The sequence below is a fragment of the Klebsiella sp. OBRC7 genome (genome assembly GCF_000293135.1).
In the GTDB taxonomy this organism is placed as follows: Bacteria; Pseudomonadota; Gammaproteobacteria; order Enterobacterales; family Enterobacteriaceae; genus Klebsiella; species Klebsiella michiganensis.
On record NZ_ALNJ01000126.1, the window covers coordinates 15307 to 32665 of the forward strand.

Annotated in this window: 12 protein-coding genes; 5 read left to right on the forward strand and 7 right to left on the reverse strand. The window is 60.9% G+C overall.

All coding sequences use genetic code 11. The features are described from left to right. Positions 1–25 precede the first annotated feature (25 nt). The 3 genes from ptrA to recD are packed head-to-tail and all read left to right on the forward strand — an operon-like array spanning position 26 to position 8285. Positions 26–2911, forward strand: a complete 2886-nt coding sequence (gene ptrA, locus HMPREF1144_RS24070; protein ID WP_009654258.1) for a pitrilysin — start codon at positions 26–28, stop codon at positions 2909–2911. Continuing rightward, a complete protein-coding gene (gene recB, locus HMPREF1144_RS24075; protein ID WP_009654247.1) occupies positions 2908–6453 on the forward strand; it encodes an exodeoxyribonuclease V subunit beta in 3546 nt (1181 codons plus the stop codon). Before ptrA ends, recB begins: the two co-directional genes overlap by 4 nt. Continuing rightward, positions 6450–8285, forward strand: a complete 1836-nt coding sequence (gene recD, locus HMPREF1144_RS24080; RefSeq protein WP_009654248.1) for an exodeoxyribonuclease V subunit alpha — start codon at positions 6450–6452, stop codon at positions 8283–8285. The genes recB and recD overlap by 4 nt, the downstream gene beginning before the upstream one ends. A gap of 41 nt (positions 8286–8326) precedes the next feature. Here the strand turns inward: recD and argA are convergent, their stop codons facing one another. Further along, positions 8327–9658, reverse strand: a complete 1332-nt coding sequence (argA, locus tag HMPREF1144_RS24085; protein ID WP_004853841.1) for an amino-acid N-acetyltransferase — start codon at positions 9656–9658, stop codon at positions 8327–8329. A 227-nt stretch (positions 9659–9885) separates the two neighbouring features. Between argA and amiC the strand changes: the two genes are divergently transcribed. Next, a complete protein-coding gene (gene amiC / locus HMPREF1144_RS24090; RefSeq protein WP_004853839.1) occupies positions 9886–11139 on the forward strand; it encodes an N-acetylmuramoyl-L-alanine amidase AmiC in 1254 nt (417 codons plus the stop codon). Between the two features lie 17 nt (positions 11140–11156). Beyond that, positions 11157–12236: a threonine-phosphate decarboxylase CobD gene (cobD, locus tag HMPREF1144_RS24095; RefSeq protein ID WP_009654253.1), complete on the forward strand. Its 1080-nt coding sequence runs from the start codon at positions 11157–11159 to the stop codon at positions 12234–12236. Positions 12237–12481: 245 nt separating this feature from the next. On the opposite strand, the gene HMPREF1144_RS24100 is transcribed toward cobD, so the two are convergent. The 6 genes from HMPREF1144_RS24100 to pduS form a co-directional block, all read right to left on the reverse strand. Further along, positions 12482–13348 carry an L-threonine kinase gene (locus HMPREF1144_RS24100; protein WP_009654252.1) on the reverse strand — a complete coding sequence of 289 codons (867 nt, stop codon included), beginning with the start codon at positions 13346–13348 and terminating at the stop codon, positions 12482–12484. A 163-nt stretch (positions 13349–13511) separates the two neighbouring features. Further along, the gene (locus HMPREF1144_RS24105) at positions 13512–14726 is read right to left on the reverse strand and encodes an acetate/propionate family kinase (RefSeq protein ID WP_004853834.1); all 1215 of its coding nucleotides are present in this window, start codon (positions 14724–14726) and stop codon (positions 13512–13514) included. Further along, positions 14711–15163 (reverse strand): propanediol utilization protein PduV, encoded by a 453-nt coding sequence (pduV, locus tag HMPREF1144_RS24110; protein WP_004853831.1) that lies wholly within the window; start codon positions 15161–15163, stop codon positions 14711–14713. The genes HMPREF1144_RS24105 and pduV overlap by 16 nt, the downstream gene beginning before the upstream one ends. Before the next feature lie 4 nt (positions 15164–15167). Continuing rightward, positions 15168–15518, reverse strand: a complete 351-nt coding sequence (gene pduU / locus HMPREF1144_RS24115; RefSeq protein WP_000441103.1) for a propanediol utilization microcompartment protein PduU — start codon at positions 15516–15518, stop codon at positions 15168–15170. Next, a complete protein-coding gene (gene pduT, locus HMPREF1144_RS24120) occupies positions 15518–16072 on the reverse strand; it encodes a propanediol utilization microcompartment protein PduT (RefSeq protein WP_004124543.1) in 555 nt (184 codons plus the stop codon). Before pduT ends, pduU begins: the two co-directional genes overlap by 1 nt. 2 nt (positions 16073–16074) lie before the next feature. Next, on the reverse strand, positions 16075–17359 hold a 1285-nt coding region (gene pduS / locus HMPREF1144_RS24125; RefSeq protein ID WP_042928408.1), incomplete at its 5' end, for a cobalamin reductase PduS.

A 17359-nucleotide genomic window follows, 5' to 3' on the forward strand; every position in this document is an offset into this window, starting at 1 on the left:
GGTTTGTTAATGATGAGGTCCGTGAATGCCCCGCAGTTTATGGTTCAAGGTTATTGTTTTACTGGCCGCCCTCTGGGCGCCGTTAAGTCAGGCAGATACCGGATGGCAACCGATCCAGGAAACCATCCGTAAAAGCGAAAAAGATACCCGTCAATATCAGGCGATCCGCCTCGATAACGGCATGGTTGTGCTGCTGGTTTCCGATCCCCAGGCGGTAAAATCGCTGTCGGCGCTGGTCGTTCCCGTGGGATCGCTGCAGGATCCCGCCGAGCATCAAGGGCTGGCCCACTTCCTGGAGCATATGACGCTGATGGGCTCGAAAAAGTATCCCCAGCCTGACAGCCTCGCCGAGTATCTCAAAATGCACGGCGGCAGCCACAACGCCAGCACCGCGCCGTATCGCACCGCCTTCTATCTCGAAGTGGAAAACGATGCCCTGGACGGCGCGGTCGATCGCCTGGCCGACGCCATCGCCGCGCCGCTGCTGGATAAAAAATATGCCGATCGCGAGCGTAATGCGGTGAACGCCGAGCTCACGATGGCGCGTACCCGGGACGGGATGCGAATGGCGCAGGTTAGCGCGGAAACCATTAACCCGGCGCACCCCGGCTCGCAGTTTTCCGGCGGTAACCTTGAAACGCTGAGCGACAAGCCCGGCAAACCGGTGCTTGATGCCCTGCACGCCTTTCGCGATAGCTGGTATTCCGCCAACCTGATGAAGGCGGTGATCTACAGCAACAAGCCTCTGCCGGAGCTGGCGAGCATCGCGGCGGCCACCTACGGGCGCGTGCCGAACCACAATATCAGCAAACCGGAAATAACCGTCCCGGTGGTGACCGATGCGCAGAAGGGCATCATCATTCACTACGTTCCGGCGATGCCGCGTAAAGTGCTGCGCGTGGAGTTCCGCATTGATAACAATAGCGACCAGTTCCGCAGCAAAACCGACGAGCTGGTGACCTATATGATCGGTAATCGCAGTCCCGGCACGCTCTCAGACTGGCTGCAAAAGCAGGGGCTGGTTGAAGGGATTCGCGCGGACTCCGACCCGGTGGTGAACGGCAACAGCGGGGTGCTGGCTATATCCGCGACCCTGACGGACAAAGGCCTGGCGCACCGCGATGAAGTTACCGCGGCCATCTTCAGCTACCTCAATCTGCTGCGCAGCCAGGGAATCGATAAGCGCTATTTTGATGAGCTGGCCCACGTGCTGGCGCTCGACTTCCGCTACCCGTCCATCAACCGCAATATGGATTACGTCGAATGGCTGGCGGACACCATGATCCGCGTGCCGGTCGAGCATACGCTGGACGTTGTCAACATTGCCGATCGCTACGATCCGCAGGCGATCGAAGACCGCCTGGCGATGATGACGCCGCAAAACGCCCGCATCTGGTACATCAGCCCGAAAGAGCCGCATAACAAGACCGCCTACTTCGTCAATGCGCCCTATCAGGTGGATAAAATCAGCGAGCAGACCTTTGCCGACTGGCAGCAGAAGTCCAGCGCCATCGACCTCAAGCTGCCGGTGCTGAACCCCTATATTCCGGATGATTTCAGCTTAATCAAAAGCGACAAGGCTTACCCGCATCCGCAGCTGATTGTAGATGAACCGACGCTGCGGGTGATTTACGCGCCGAGCCAGTACTTCGCCAGCGAACCGAAAGCGGATATTTCGTTGGTTCTGCGTAACCCGCAGGCAATGGACAGCGCCCGCCGGCAGGTGATGTTTGCGCTCAATGATTATCTGGCGGGCATTGCGCTCGACCAGCTTAGCAACCAGGCGGCGGTCGGGGGGATCAGCTTCTCTACCGGCGCGAATAACGGCCTGATGGTTAACGCTAACGGCTATACGCAGCATCTGCCTGAGCTGTTTAACGCCCTGCTCGACGGTTACTTCAGCTATACGCCAACCGAAGAGCAGCTGGAGCAGGCTAAATCCTGGTACGCCCAGATGATGGATTCGGCGGATAAAGGCAAAGCCTACGACCAGGCGATCATGCCGATTCAGATGGTTTCTCAGGTGCCGTACTTCCAGCGCGAAGAGCGTCGGGCGCTGCTGCCATCGATTACCCTGAAAGAGGTGCTGGAATACCGCGATAATCTCAAGGCGAAAGGGCGACCGGAGCTGATGGTCGTCGGTAATCTTACTGCCGATCAATCCACCGCCATGGCGCGGCAGATTCAAAAACAGCTGGGTGCCGACGGCAACGAGTGGTGCCGCAACAAAGACGTGCTGGTCGATCGTAAACAGCTGGCGATTTTTGAAAAAGCGGGCAACAGTACCGATTCCGCGCTGGCTGCCGTTTTCGCGCCGCCGAACGTGGACGAATACGCCAGCTCTGCCGCCAGCTCGCTCCTCGGTCAAATCATACAGCCGTGGTTCTATAACCAGCTACGTACGGAAGAGCAGCTGGGCTACGCGGTCTTCGCCTTCTCGATGAACGTTGGCCGCCAGTGGGGGATGGGTTTCCTGCTGCAAAGCAGCGATAAGCAGCCGGCTTACCTCTGGCAGCGTTTCCAGGCCTTCTTCCCCACGGCGGAAGCCAAACTGCGGGCAATGAAGCCGGAAGAGTTTGCGCAGATTCAGCAGGCGGTAATCGGTCAGATGCTGGAAGCGCCGCAAACGCTGGGCGATGAAGCGTCGAAGCTGAGCAAAGATTTCGATCGCGGTAATATGCGTTTCGATTCACGTGATAAAGTAGTGGCTCAGATTAAACTGCTGACGCCGCAAAAGCTTGCCGACTTCTTCCATCAGACGGTGGTGGATCCGCAGGGCATGGCAATGCTCTCCCAGGTTTCCGGTAGCCAGAACGGCAAGGCGGAATACGCGCATCCGCAGGATGGCAAAGTCTGGGAGAACGTCAGCGCATTGCAGAAATCCTTACCCCTGATGCGAGAGAATGAATGACCGACACCGCCGAGTCTCTTGACCCCCTGCGCTTGCCCCTGACGGGGGAGCGCCTGATAGAAGCCTCTGCGGGCACAGGAAAAACCTTTACCATTGCCGCCCTCTATCTGCGGCTGCTGCTGGGGCTGGGCGGGGAATCTGCCTTTCCCCGCCAGGTCAGCGTGGAAGAGCTGCTGGTAGTGACTTTTACCGAAGCGGCGACCGAAGAGCTGCGCGGGCGTATTCGCAGCAATATCCACGAGCTGCGTATCGCCTGCCTGCGCGAAAGTACCGACAATCCTCTCTACGCCGGGCTGCTGGCGGAAATCGCCGATAAAACCCAGGCGGCGCAAACGCTGCTGCTGGCCGAACGGCAGATGGACGAAGCGGCGGTATTTACCATTCACGGCTTCTGCCAGCGGATGCTGAGCCTTAACGCCTTTGAATCCGGCATGCTGTTCGAACAGCAGCTGATTGAAGATGAATCCCGCCTGCGCTATCAGGCCTGCGCCGACTTCTGGCGTCGCCACTGTTATCCGCTGCCGCGTGACATCGCGGCGGTTATCCACGAAGCGTGGAAAGGACCGCGCGATCTGCTGAAATCCATCGACCGCTGGCTACAGGGAGAGGCGCCGCAGCTCAAATCGCCGCCGCCGGCTGACGAAACGCTGGCCGAACGCCATCAGCAAATTATCGAACGCATCAACGCGCTGAAGCAGCAGTGGCTGGCACAGGTGGGCGAGGTTGAGGCGGTGCTGGAAAACTCGGGCCTCGACCGGCGCAAGTTCAATCGCGGCAATCAGGGGAAATGGCTGGAGAAAGTGACCGCCTGGGCCCAGGAAGAGACCCTCAGCTACCAGCTTCCGGATGCGCTGGAGAAGTTCTCCCAGGCCTTCTTGCTTGAGCGCACCAAAGCGGACGGCGCGCCGCCGGTACACCCGCTGTTCAGCGCGGTAGAAGCGCTGCTGGCGACACCGTTAACCTTGACCGATTTGGTGATTGCCAGGGCGATGGTTGAAATCCGCGAAGCGGTCGCGCGGGAGAAACGCCGCCGCGGTGAGCTGGGCTTTGACGATATGCTTAGCCGCCTGGATGACGCCCTGCGCGGGGAGAGCGGCGAAGCGCTGGCCAGCGCGATTCGCCAGCGCTTTCCGGTGGCGATGATCGACGAATTTCAGGATACCGACCCGCAGCAGTACCGAATCTTTCGCCGCATCTGGCGGCGCCAGGCTGACACCGCGCTATTGCTGATTGGTGACCCCAAACAGGCCATTTACGCCTTCCGCGGCGCGGATATCTTTACCTACATGAAAGCGCGTGGGGATGTCACCGCCCACTATACGCTCGACACCAACTGGCGCTCTGCGCCGGGGATGGTTGACAGCGTCAATCGCCTGTTTAGCCTCAGCGATAACCCCTTTATGTTCCGCGAAATCCCGTTTATGCCGGTGAAGTCAGCCGATAAAAACCAGGGGCTGCGCTTTACCGTCGATGATGCTGCGGTACCGGCGATGAATATCTGGCTGATGCCGGGCGAGGCCGTTGGGGCGGGGGATTACCAGGCGTTTATGGCCCAGCTGTGCGCGGCGCAAATTCGCGACTGGCTCAGCGCGGGCCAGCAGGGCAAGGCGCTGCTGTGGCGCGGTGAAAAAGCTGAATCCGTGCGGGCTTCGGACATCACGGTGCTGGTGCGCAATCGTCAGGAGGCGTCGTTAATTCGCGATGCCCTCCAACTGCTGTCGATTCCCTCCGTCTATCTCTCCAACCGCGATAGCGTGTTTGAAACCCCCGAGGCGCAGGAGCTGCTGTGGGTGCTGCAGGCGGTGCTGGCCCCCGAGCGGGAAAATACCCTGCGCAGCGCGCTGGCGACCGCAATGTTCGGCCTCAACGCGCAGGACATTGAAAACCTCAACCAGAGCGAACGGGCGTGGGATGAGCTGGTAGAAGAGTTTAGCGGCTACCGGCAAGTCTGGCGGCAGCGCGGCGTGATGCCGATGCTGCGGGCGCTGATGAACGCGCGGCGCATTGCCGAAAACCTGCTGGCGACCAGCGGCGGCGAGCGGCGCCTGACCGATATCCTGCATATCAGCGAGCTGCTACAGGAGGCGGCGAACCAGCTGGAGAGCGAACATGCGCTGGTGCGCTGGCTGGCGCAGCATATCGCCGAGCCGGATAGCAACGCCTCCAGCCAGCAGATGCGCCTGGAGAGCGATAAGCACCTGGTGCAGATCGTCACCATCCATAAATCGAAAGGGCTGGAGTATCCGCTGGTCTGGCTGCCGTTTATTGCGCGTTTCCGTAAACAGGATCAGGCGTTTTATCACGACAGAACCTCCTTTGCCGCCGTTCTCGACCTGGGGCAGGCGGAGGGCAGCATGGAGCTGGCGGAGGCCGAACGCCTGGCCGAAGATCTGCGCCTGCTTTATGTCGCGCTGACCCGTGCGGTCTGGCACTGCAGCCTTGGCGTTGCGCCGCTCAGCACCCGGCGCAGCGACAAGCCCGGCGCCAGCGATTTTCACCACAGCGCGCTGGGCCGCCTGCTGCAGGGCGGGGAAGCGATGGATGCCGCAGGGCTGATGGCCCGTCTGCAGGCGTTCTGCAGCGGGGAGATCGCCCTGCAGCTCCCGGATACGGCTGCGCCAACTCCGTGGCAGGCTCCGCAGGCGGCGCTACCGCCGCTTTCAGCCCGTTTGCTCGCGCGTTCGGTGACCGATGACTGGCGGGTCACCAGCTACTCCGGCCTGCAGCAGAATGGACACAGCGCGGCGCAGGATCTTCTGCCGCGTCTGGATGTCGATGCCGCCGGCGTCGGTGAGGTCGCGGAAGAGCCGCAGCTTACGCCGCACCAGTTCCCGCGCGGCGCGTCGCCGGGGACGTTTCTCCACAGTTTGTTCGAAGATCTCGATTTTACCCAGCCGGTTCCCGCCGACTGGATGGCGGCCAGGCTCCAGCTGAACGGCTTCGAGGAAAAGTGGACCCCGGTGCTGACCGCATGGCTCGACGGCGTGCTGCGTACCCCTCTGCCCGGCGCGGGCATCGCCCTTAATCAGCTGGGCGAAGGCGATAAACAGGTGGAGATGGCGTTTTATCTGCCCATCGAACAGCCGCTGGATCCCCTGCGTCTGGATGCGCTGATTCGTCAGTACGATCCGCTCTCCGTGGATACCCCAACGCTCGATTTCCGCCAGGTGCGGGGGATGCTGAAAGGCTTTATCGACCTGGTATTTCGCCACAACGGCCGCTATTACCTGCTGGATTACAAATCCAACTGGCTGGGGGAAAATCGCGAGGCCTATACCCAGGACGCGATGCGGCAGGCAATGCGTTCGCACCGTTACGATTTGCAGTATCAGCTCTATAGCCTGGCGCTGCACCGATATTTACGCCACCGCATTGCCGATTATGATTACGAACGCCACTTCGGCGGCGTTATTTATCTCTTTTTACGCGGCATGGACGGGCAGGACGGCGGGCAGGGTATCTTCACCACCCGGCCGGCGCTGCCGCTGATTAACGGCCTCGATGCGCTGTTTGCCGGGGAAACCCAGGAGGTTGTGCTATGACCATGGATGAACTGTTACTGCAGGCGGTTGAACAGCGCCTGCTGCGCCCGCTGGACGTCCAGTTTGCGCTCATGGTGGCGCAGGAGGCGCATCCGGCGGTGAAGCTCACCGCCGCCATTCTCAGCCGCGATGCCGGTGAAGGCCACGTCTGCCTGCCGATTTCGCGTCTCGCCGAGGATGAGCTGCTGAGCGCAAAAGCGGCTGGCCTGAGTGAGCAGATCCTTGAACTGACCGGCGCTCCGGACGGCTGGCTGCCGCTGCTTAACGATGCTGAGGCGGTCAGCGGCGGTGAGCACCCGACGCCGATGATCCTCTGCGGCGAACGGCTTTACCTCAACCGCATGTGGCGCAACGAATTAACCGTCGCGCGCTTTTTCAATGAAGCCAATCAGGTGCTGGAGGTGGATGAAGCCCGGCTGGCTTCGACGCTCGACGCGCTGTTTCCGCCCGCTGAGGAAACGGACTGGCAAAAAGTGGCGGCTGCGGTCGCCCTGACCCGACGGATTTCGGTGATTTCCGGCGGTCCGGGCACCGGTAAAACCACGACCGTCGCTAAACTGCTGGCCGCGCTAATCCAAACGTTCTCCAGCCCGCGCTGCCGTATTCGCCTGGCGGCGCCGACCGGTAAAGCCGCGGCGCGCCTTACCGAGTCCCTCGGCGCGGCGCTGCGCCGCCTCCCTCTCAGCGACCAACAAAAGGCGCTGGTGCCCACCGAAGCCAGCACCCTCCATCGCCTGCTGGGCGCGCAGCCCGGCAGCCAGCGGATGCGCTATCACGCCGGCAACCCGCTGCATCTTGACGTGCTGGTGGTGGATGAGGCCTCAATGATTGACCTGCCGATGATGTCGCGCCTGATCGATGCGCTGCCTGAGCACGGGAGGGTGATTTTCCTTGGCGACCGCGATCAGCTGGCGTCGGTAGAGGCCGGCGCGGTGCTGGGGGATATTTGCGCCTGGGTTAATGCAGGCTATACCCCGGAGCGGGCGGCACAGCTCGCCCGGTTGACCGGCCAGCCGGTGCCGGCGGGCGAGGGCAACGTTGCCGGTGCGCTGCGCGACAGCCTGTGCCTGCTGCAAAAAAGCTACCGTTTTGGTCGCCATTCCGGTATCGGCCATCTGGCGTGGGCGGTCAACAGCGGCGAGCGCAGCGCGGTACGCGCAGCGCTGCGTCAGTCGTTCGACGATATCGCCCTGTATCCGCTGAGCGCCACCGAAGAGTATGAAGCGATGCTGAATCAGGCGCAGGCGGGCTATGGCCGCTTCCTGCAGTTGCTGCGCGCGCGGGCTGAGCCCGAAGAGATGATCGCCGCCTTTGGCGAATTCCAGCTGCTGTGCGCGCTGCGCGAGGGGCCGTATGGGGTCAGCGGCGTGAACGAACAGCTGGAGCAGATGCTGAACCGCAAGCGGGCGATCGCGTTACCGCGGCATTCGCGCTGGTATGAAGGACGGCCGGTGATGATCTCCCGCAACGATAGCGCGCTGGGGCTGTTTAACGGCGATATCGGCATCGCGCTGGAAAGAGGCGATGGCCTGCGCGTCTGGTTCCCGATGCCCGATGGCAGCATCAAGTCGGTTCAGCCAAGTCGTCTGCCGGAGCACGATACCGCCTGGGCGATGACGGTGCATAAATCGCAGGGGTCGGAGTTCGATCACGCGGCGCTGATCCTGCCTTCGCGCAGCGTGCCGCTGGTAACCCGCGAGCTGGTTTATACCGCCATTACGCGTGCGAAACGGCAGCTGTCGATCTATGCCGATGAGCAGGTGCTGACTCAGGCGGTGGCTGCGCGTACCGAACGACGCAGCGGCCTGACGGATATCTTTTCCGCCCAGTAAGGTTTTCCCCGGTCGGCCGCGCGCTTTCCGGGGAGAAGGGATCAGGCCAGGTCTGCCATCAGCACCTTGGAGCGGCGCTGATAGTTGTACATCTCTTTTTTGCTCTCCGGCAGCAGGTCGACGTCGACCGGCGTAAATCCGCGCTCCTGGAACCAGTGAATGCTGCGGGTCGTAAGAACAAACAGCTTGCTGAGGCCCATTTGCTTCGCCTGTGCGGCAATGCGTTCGAGCAGCACTTCACCGCGCGATGAGCTGCGGTAATCCGGATGCACCGCCACGCAGGCCATTTCGCCGATCTTCTCTTCCGGGAAAGGATAGAGCGCGGCGCAGGCGATGGTGGTGTTGTCGCGCTGAATAATGGTGAATTTATCGATTTCCATCTCCAGCTGTTCGCGCGAACGCCTGACCAGAATGCCCTGCTGCTCCAGCGGGCTAATCAGCTCGAGGATGCCGCCGATATCGTTAATGGTGGCGCGGCGGATCTGCTCGGCGCTCTCCATCACAATCTGGGTACCGATACCGTCGCGTGAGAACAGCTCCTGCAGCAGGGTGCCGTTTTCCTGATAGCTGATCAGGTGGCAGCGGCGCACGCCGCTGCGGCAGGCTTTTACCGCGCCGCGCAGAAAGCGCACGGTGCCGGAGCTGTAGTCTTCGTCCGCTTCCATCTCTTCCACCCGCGCCTGGGCTTCGTTGGGGAACAGCTCGGGGACGATCTCGCCATCCTGATTGTGAACCCCCTGGGATGAGCAGAAGCCGATCATCTTTTCGGCTTTCAGCTTAATCGCCAGCTGGGTCGCAATCTCCTCGGAGGTCAGGTTAAAACTTTCGCCGGTGACCGATACCGCAACCGGGCCCATCAGCACGATTGCGCCGTTATCCAGCTGGCGGTGAATGGCTTCTTCATCGATGCGCCGGATGCGCCCGCTGTGACAGTAATCCACGCCGTCGTCCACGCCTAACGGCTGCGCGATAATGAAGTTGCCGCTGACCACGTTGATATGGGCGCCCTGCAGCGGCGTGTTGTTGAGGCTCATCGACAGGCGAGCGGTAATTTCCAGCTGCAGCATGCCCGCCGCCTGCTTAACCAGCTCGAGCGTTTTGGCGTCAGTCACTCGGGTTTGTTTATGATAAACCGGCTCGTGACGATGCTCCGCCAGGTTGGCATCGATCTGCGGACGGGCGCCATAGACCACCACCAGACGAATTCCCAGGCTGTGAAGCAGGCCAATGTCATTGACTATGCTAGAGAAATTATCATGCTCGATGGCTTCCCCGCCCAGCATGATGACAAACGTTTTACCCCGATGGGCGTTAATATAAGGGACAGAATGGCGGAATCCCTCTACCAGTTCGGTGCGACGTTCCTTCACCATGACACAACCTCAATGCATGATTATTCGTAATTACTGTATTTTTATTCTGTTTCGCCAGCAAACGCAAGCCCCAATTTCTCGCGCAACCGAGAAAACAGTGTGAGCCAAATCAGGGTGTCAAAGATTGTTTACCCTTTTATAGATGACAGGTTATGCGCCTTTCGTTAAAGTTTCCGGTCAATCTGTTTGTTTTAAATACGAATGATTTCTTACTGCTTGGGAGTGGCATGTCGGGATACAAGTCAGGATTAAGCCGCCGCCAATTTTTACAGGGGGCGGGCGCCATGTGGTTAATGAGTGTGAGTCCGGTTGGGTTGGCAGCCGCGGCGCAGGTGGTTGCCGTACGCGTCTGGCCATCATCGACCTACACGCGCGTCACCGTGGAGTCCAACCATATCCTGAAATATCGGCAGTTTGCGCTCAGCAATCCTGAACGTGTGGTGGTGGATCTGGAAGGGGTTAATCTCAACTCCGTACTGAAAGGTATGGGGAGTCAGATTCGCGGTGACGATCCCTATATTCAGTCTGCTCGCGTGGGACAGTTCGATCCGCAAACCGTGCGCATGGTGTTTGAGCTGAAACAGAACGTGAAACCGCAGCTGTTTGCGCTGGCTCCGGTCGCCGGGTTTAAAGAGCGTCTGGTCATGGACCTCTATCCCGCTAACGCCACCGACGTGCAGGATCCGCTGCTGGCGCTGCTCGAAGATTACAACAAAGGCGATCTTCAGCGGCAGGTTCCGCCTGCGGAGAGCGGGCCTAAACCGGGTAAAGCCGGGCGCGATCGGCCCATTGTTATTATGCTCGATCCCGGCCACGGCGGCGAAGACTCCGGTGCGGTGGGAAAATACCGCACCCGCGAGAAAGACGTGGTGCTGCAGATTGCCCGGCGGCTGCGCGCGCTGATCGAGAAAGAGGGCAATATGAAGGTCTATATGACCCGCAACGAGGATGTCTTTATCCCGCTGAAGGTCCGGGTCGCCAAAGCGCAGAAGCAGCGCGCCGACCTGTTTGTCTCTATTCACGCCGACGCGTTTACCAGCCGCCAGCCCAGCGGATCGTCGGTGTTTGCCCTGTCAACCAAAGGGGCCACCAGTACCGCGGCTAAATATCTGGCGCAGACTCAGAATGCCTCGGACCTGATCGGCGGCGTCAGCAAAAGCGGCGATCGCTACGTCGACCACACGATGTTCGACATGGTGCAGTCGCTGACCATCGCCGACAGCCTGAAGTTCGGCAAGGCGGTGCTGGAAAAGATGGGCAACATTAATAACCTGCACAAGAACCGGGTTGAGCAGGCGGGCTTCGCGGTGCTGAAGGCGCCGGATATTCCATCGATTCTGGTGGAAACCGCGTTTATCAGTAACGTTGAAGAAGAGCGTAAATTGAAAACGGCGAAATTCCAGCAGGAAGTTGCAGAGTCGATTCTGGCAGGGATTAAAGCCTACTTCGCCGACGGCGCGACGCTGGCAAGGCGAGGGTAACGCAACAGGAAAGTGAAATGGCTCTATTAAAGAGCGCGCACGGCGGCAATATTCGCGAGGCCGCCGCGCTTATGGGCATCTCTGCGGCGCAGCTGCTGGATTTTAGCGCCAACATCAACCCGCTGGGGATGCCGGAAAGTTTAAAGCGCGGCATCCTTGACAATATGGCCTGCGCCGAACGCTACCCTGACGTTGAGTATCAGCAGCTGCACCTTGCGCTGGCGGAACACCATCAGATCCCCGCCTCGTGGATCCTCGCCGGAAACGGCGAAACCGAAGCGATCTTTACCCTGGTTCAGGGGCTGAAGCCGCGCCAGGCGATGATCGTCACCCCGGGCTTTGCCGAATACCGCCGGGCGCTGCAGTCGGTGGAGTGCGCGGTGCGGGAATTTCTGCTGCGCGAGGCGGATGGCTGGCAGCTCACCGGGGCGATTCTTGACGCCCTGACGCCGGATCTGGACTGTTTGTTTCTCTGCACGCCGAACAATCCTACCGGCCTGCTGCCCGAGCGCCGTCTGCTGGAGATGATTGCTGAACGCTGTCGGTCGCTGGGCATTGCCCTGATTCTCGATGAAGCGTTTATCGATTTTATCCCCGACGAGCCGGGATTTATTCCGTTGCTGGGCCAAAACCCGCACGTGTGGGTGTTGCGTTCGCTGACTAAGTTTTATGCCATTCCCGGCCTGCGTCTGGGGTATCTGGTCAATGGCGATGCGCGGGCGGTGGCGAGAATGCGCGAGCGCCAGATGCCGTGGTCGATAAATGCTTTTGCCGCCCTGGCGGGGGAAATGATTCTCCAGGATAGCGTCTATCAGCAGAAAACCTGGCAGTGGCTGGCGGAAGAGGGACAGCGCTTTTACCATCAGCTGCGCCATATTCCCGGCCTGACGGTCTATCCCGGACAGGCAAACTATCTGTTTCTGCGCTGCGACGTGGCGGATCTGGATCTGCAATACGCGATGCTGCAACAGCACATCCTGATCCGCAGCTGCGCCAACTACCCGGGGCTCGACGGGCGCTACTTCCGCGTCGCGATCCGCAGCCAGCAGGAAAATACCCGGCTGCTGGCGGCCTTCAGGCGGGTATTTAACGGGTAGATGTCTGCCGCCATTGTTCGTCTGTGGTTCTTCCCGGCTCGCGCTGCGCTGACCGGGCTACGGGCTTACCGCCGTCTGCGGGCCGGTAGCCCGCCTCCGGGGAATGCACCGTGATTAATGTATAGGTGCGGCTTCTTCCCGGCTCGCGCTGCGCTTAGCCGGGCTACGGGTTTACCGCCGTCTGCGGGCCGGTAGCCCGGACAGGCGCGCAGCGCCGCCTCCGGGGATGCATGGCTGCGGAAGCGTTAGCGCAGCTCGACGCCGCCCTGCACCATGCGCAGCAGGTGCTGCCGGGGCCAGAGCTCGCTAAGCCGCGTCTCTCCCAGCCGTCGCTGTAAATACTCAATATCGTGACGTTGACGGTCGAGCATCAGGCCGACCACGCTGCCGCTGTGCGCCACGTTAATACCGTATAAATCGCACTCTTCCACCAGCCTCCGCAGCGTATCAAAACCCGGCTTTGGTAACAGATGCTGGCTGGCGATGGCGCTAATCGTCGCAGCCTCTCCCATCCGCCGGGGATTATCCGTCTCGCAGGCCAGCTGAACTTTCTCCCAGGCTAGCTGCAGAGACGCGGAGTGGGCGTACAGCTTTTCAAGCCGGGGAAGGCGGTGGTAATCGGTGGTCAGCAGCGTGGCGGGGCTTTCCAGCACCAGCAGATCGAGCTGCGGCTGGCTGCGGCAGGCAATCTGCGTGGCGGCGGTGTTGTGGTCGAACAGGGTCAGCTGGCGGAACAGGGTGCTGTCGGTGGGCTCCAGGGAGACGCAGAGCCGGGCGAGGGTGGGTTCATCCAGCGGATGGCCGAGATGATGCGCGGTGGCCACCGCCGTCGCGGCGATATCCGCGGTGCTGCTGGCCATCCCCTTGGCGACCGGAATCGTGGAGCAAATATCGATCCGAATCTCCTTGCCGAGCGCCGCCGGATAGCGCCAGTAGCTCAGCAGCCGGTCGACCATCGCCCGCGACAGCGGGCGTTCATCCGCCCGAGGCGAACCGTAGTCCACCTCGACGGTGCTGTACCAGTCAACGGGGCAGGAGACCAGCTTCTCGCTGCCGAGGATCCAACCCTGGATGAGTTCCCCACAGGAGGCGGGGCATTGCGCTACGGCCACGTATTCACCTTTTTACCCGTTATACTTCAAGCTACAGGACAAAGTACAAGTGCTTTGTCCTGTGACCTGAATTATTTAGGGCAAAGTTTCAGAATTTTAAGCGCATAGTGTCATGCCGATCCCGCTATTACCATGATTCACCGCAACTTGCCGGGCGGCGAGCTCAGGCTGAAACGGTTAATGTCTGCGCTTCGGGAAGCGCCAGACGCATCACATCGCGGGCAATCATCAGCTCTTCATTGGTATTGATGACCGCCACTTTAACCATCGCATTCTCGGCCTGGATAAAGGTGGCGTTGTGCTGGTTTTTCTCTTCATCGACCGACAGCCCGAGGAAATTCAGGTTATGGCAAATGGCGCTCCTGGCGCGGGCGGAGTTTTCGCCGATGCCGCCGGTAAAGATCAGCGCGTCCAGGCCGCCCATCTGCATAATATAGCTGCCGATGGTGGCGCGGATGCGCTCGGCAAACAGCGAGAGCGCCAGGGCCGCCCGACGATTGCCGCTGTCCGCCGCCTGCTCGACATCGCGATAATCGTGCGACACGCCGGAAACCCCCAGCAGGCCGGACTCGTTATTCAGCAGCTGATTAAGCTGCTCCGGCGTTTGCCCCTCATGCAGCGCCAGCCACGGTAGAATCGACGGATCGATATCGCCGCTGCGGGTGCCCATCATCACGCCGGACTGCGGCGTAAAGCCCATTGAGGTGTTAACCGAGCGCCCGCCTTTGATTGCGCATACGCTGCTGCCGTTGCCGAGATGGCAGCTCACCACGCGCAGGGCGCTCAGCGGCACGCCCAGCTTTTCCGCCAGCGTCGCGCTGACGTACTTATGGCTGGTGCCGTGGAAGCCGTAGCGGCGAATGCCCAGCTCGCTGTAGTAGCGCCACGGCAGCGGATAGATAAAGGCGCGCTCGTCCAGGGTCTGGTGAAAAGCGGTATCAAATACGGCCACCGACGGCGTTTCGGGCAGCAGCTGGCGGAAAACGTTAATGCCCAGCGCGTTGACCGGGTTGTGCAGCGGGGCCAGCTCCGCCAGGCGCTCGATTTCCGCTAAGGTATCATCGGTGACCGGCGTCGAATCTTTAAAGCGCTCTCCGCCGTGCGCCACGCGGTGGCCGACGCCGTCAATATCCTGCAAACTCTGGATAATCCGGTGGTCGAGGAGCTTTTCCAGCAGCAGGGTGACCGCTTCACGGTGATCGGCAATCGGCGCCGTCTCCTGCCATTTTTGCGCCGGCGTTTTGAGGGTCACCTGAGCGTTTGCCATGCCGATACGTTCAATCAATCCCTGGCAGAGCATATCGCCCTGAGGCATCTCCAGCAGCTGGAATTTTAACGATGAGCTGCCGGCATTAATGGCCATTATTTTGTAAGACATAGAGGTTCCTTCGAATTCAGAAAATCCAGCACGGCATCAAGACCCAGATTATTCAGCGCGCTGGTGACAAAAATCTGCTGCGCCCCAGCCTGCCTGAGCCACTCCTCGATGAGCGATAACCGCTGCGGGTCGGCCAGGTCGGCTTTGGTGACCAGGCCAATCGTCGGGCGGTTCATCGGGGCGGTAAAACCCGGAGAAAACGGCGACCACTGGGCGTCGGCGTTCAGCACCAGAGCGATAACGTCGGCCTCGCAGGCGCTGGTCAACAGAGCGCTATACAGGCAGCGGTTCTCCAGATATTCGCCCGGCGTATCGATGGCCATCGGCGACCATTCGATAGCCTGGGTTTTCTTATAATGGAGCGCTTCACCGCGCAGGCCCTGGGTCAGCGAGGTTTTGCCGCACTGGCTGGGGCCGATAAACATCAGACGTTTCATCGCGCTACGTCCGGGTTATTGAGCAGGTAGTAAACTGCATCATCTCGCCCAGGGTGCGCGTCACCTGCTTGAGGGCGTACTCGACGGCGGAAACGTCGCCGGTCAGCACCACGGCGCCGGTAAAGCGGTCAAGAAAACCGATCTCCACCGCGCCGGATTTGGTGGCGATATCGCAGGCGATAATCGACGCCTCGCTGGGCGTGATGGTGAGGATGCCAATGGCGGAAACCGCATCCTGCAGGCCGAGCTTCTTAAAGAGATCTTTCCCGGGGTTGGCAATCAGGTGCGCGAGGGTCACCTGTTTCCCGGGAACGTATTCCTGAATCATGCGATCCGTGGTCGGCTGTCTTTCCATTATCCCTCCACCATCTGTCGCCACATGGCTTCATGCGGGCGCGGGATCACCGAACGGTAAACCAGCAGCCCTTTTTCGCCCGCGCTTTCGCTGGCCACCGTAACCGCGTTGTTGACGTCGGAAACGTCGCCCGCCACCACCATGTAGCATTTACCGCCGATGCCGAAGGCCATATGCACCCGCACCAGGGTGACGTTAGAGCCTTTCACCGCCCGATCGGCGGCGCTGATGCAGGCCGCAACGCTCCAGGTTTCAACGATGCCGACCGCCTGGCGCTTGTCCACGCTGTTCAGGCCGCTGATGGCCGGAAGGACGCTGGGGTGAATATTCGCCAGCACCAGGCTGTCGACGAGCATTTCGCCGGCCTGCGACGCGCCGGTTTCAATGGCCTGCTGGATGGCGCCAATATCCCCGCCGAGCATCAGCAAAAACTTACCCGGGCAGATAGTCTTGCTGACCAGCAGATTGACGTTGGCGCTTTTCAGCATCGCATCGCCGAGTTCCATTCCTTTGGCAATGCTGGTGAGTTCTAAAATTCCTATAGCCTGAGACATGGTTAACCTCTTACCACCGTGATGGCCTGTTCGCTGATGGCCGCAACCACGCCGTCGATGCTGGCGTGAATCGGCGCGCCTAATGCGCCTGCCGGGATATCGGCAACGCATTGCCCGCGCGTAACGCGCTCTCCCACCGCAACGTTTGCTACCGCGCTGGCGCCGATATGCTGGCGCAGCGGCAACGTCACGGTTTCTACTGCTGGTTCGTCCTCCACCAGCGGCGCCTCCTGATACCAGGGGCTCAGCCCCAGTTTGGCGATCAGCCGCTTCACCGGCACCAGGCGATATTTCGCCATCTCATCGGCCGGATAGAGCGGCCCTTCATAGCGCTGGTTTTGCGCCCGCAGCTCGCGTTTGAGCATGCGGTTGATGCGCATCGGCGAGATCCCCACCGGGCAGGCCACGCTTTCGCAGACGTTGCACTCCGAGCAGGTGAGGGCGCTCAGCAACAGCTGCGGCGTGGCGGCCTGATGAAAGTTCACCGCCCGCACCAGCAGGTGCGGAGAGAGTTCGTGGCCGATCAGATGCCGCGGGCAGAGATCGGTACAGAGTCGGCACTGTTCGCAGACGGTGCGGGCCACGGAAAGCACCGTGCGCTCATCCTGCATCCGTCGCTGAATAAGCGGATGGCTTTTCGGCAACACCAGCAGGCCGCCGGTGGTTTTGGTCACCGGGCTATCGAGAGAGGTAATCAGGCCGCCCATCATCGGGCCACCGTTAATAAAACCGGGGTCGTCGACCGTCGCGCCGCCCGCCAGCGCCAGCACTTCGCGCAGCGACATGCCGATGGGGACGGTGACGGTCAGCGGCCTGGCGACCGCGCCGTTAACGGTCAGCGTACGGCGGGTCACCGCAAACTGCTGCTCAACCGCGCGGGCCATGTTGAGCACCGTTTGCACGTTATTCACCACGACCCCGACGCTGGCCGGCAGCGCGGCGGGCGCGACCCGGCGACCGGTCGCCAGCCAGATAGTCAGCACCTCATCGCCTGCGGGATAGACATCGGGCAGAATATGCAGGCGGATACCGGCAGGCAGCAGTGGGGTAAGCGCATCGATAGCCCGGCGGTACTTCTCTTTCAGGGCAATCACCCCTTCGCGCGCGCCGGTTGCCGTCATTGCGTATTGTACGCCGCGGACAAGGCGCGAAGCCTGCTGCCACATCAGCTGCTGGTCGACCTTGAGCATCGGTTCGCACTCGGCGGCGTTGACCAGAAAAATCTCTACCTGCGCCTGCAGCTTCACGTGGGCGGGAAAACCCGCGCCCCCCGCGCCGACCACGCCC

Excerpts from the sequence above, each read along its gene's own strand:
- ptrA (WP_009654258.1), top strand. The coding sequence starts at position 26 with ATGCCCCGCAGTTTATGGTTCAAGGTTATTGTTTTACTGGCCGCCCTC.
- recB (WP_009654247.1), top strand. The coding sequence starts at position 2,908 with ATGACCGACACCGCCGAGTCTCTTGACCCCCTGCGCTTGCCCCTGACG.
- recD (WP_009654248.1), top strand. The coding sequence starts at position 6,450 with ATGACCATGGATGAACTGTTACTGCAGGCGGTTGAACAGCGCCTGCTG.
- argA (WP_004853841.1), bottom strand. The coding sequence starts at position 9,658 with ATGGTGAAGGAACGTCGCACCGAACTGGTAGAGGGATTCCGCCATTCT.
- amiC (WP_004853839.1), top strand. The coding sequence starts at position 9,886 with ATGTCGGGATACAAGTCAGGATTAAGCCGCCGCCAATTTTTACAGGGG.
- cobD (WP_009654253.1), top strand. The coding sequence starts at position 11,157 with ATGGCTCTATTAAAGAGCGCGCACGGCGGCAATATTCGCGAGGCCGCC.
- HMPREF1144_RS24105 (WP_004853834.1), bottom strand. The coding sequence starts at position 14,726 with ATGTCTTACAAAATAATGGCCATTAATGCCGGCAGCTCATCGTTAAAA.
- pduV (WP_004853831.1), bottom strand. The coding sequence starts at position 15,163 with ATGAAACGTCTGATGTTTATCGGCCCCAGCCAGTGCGGCAAAACCTCG.
- pduU (WP_000441103.1), bottom strand. The coding sequence starts at position 15,518 with ATGGAAAGACAGCCGACCACGGATCGCATGATTCAGGAATACGTTCCC.
- pduT (WP_004124543.1), bottom strand. The coding sequence starts at position 16,072 with ATGTCTCAGGCTATAGGAATTTTAGAACTCACCAGCATTGCCAAAGGA.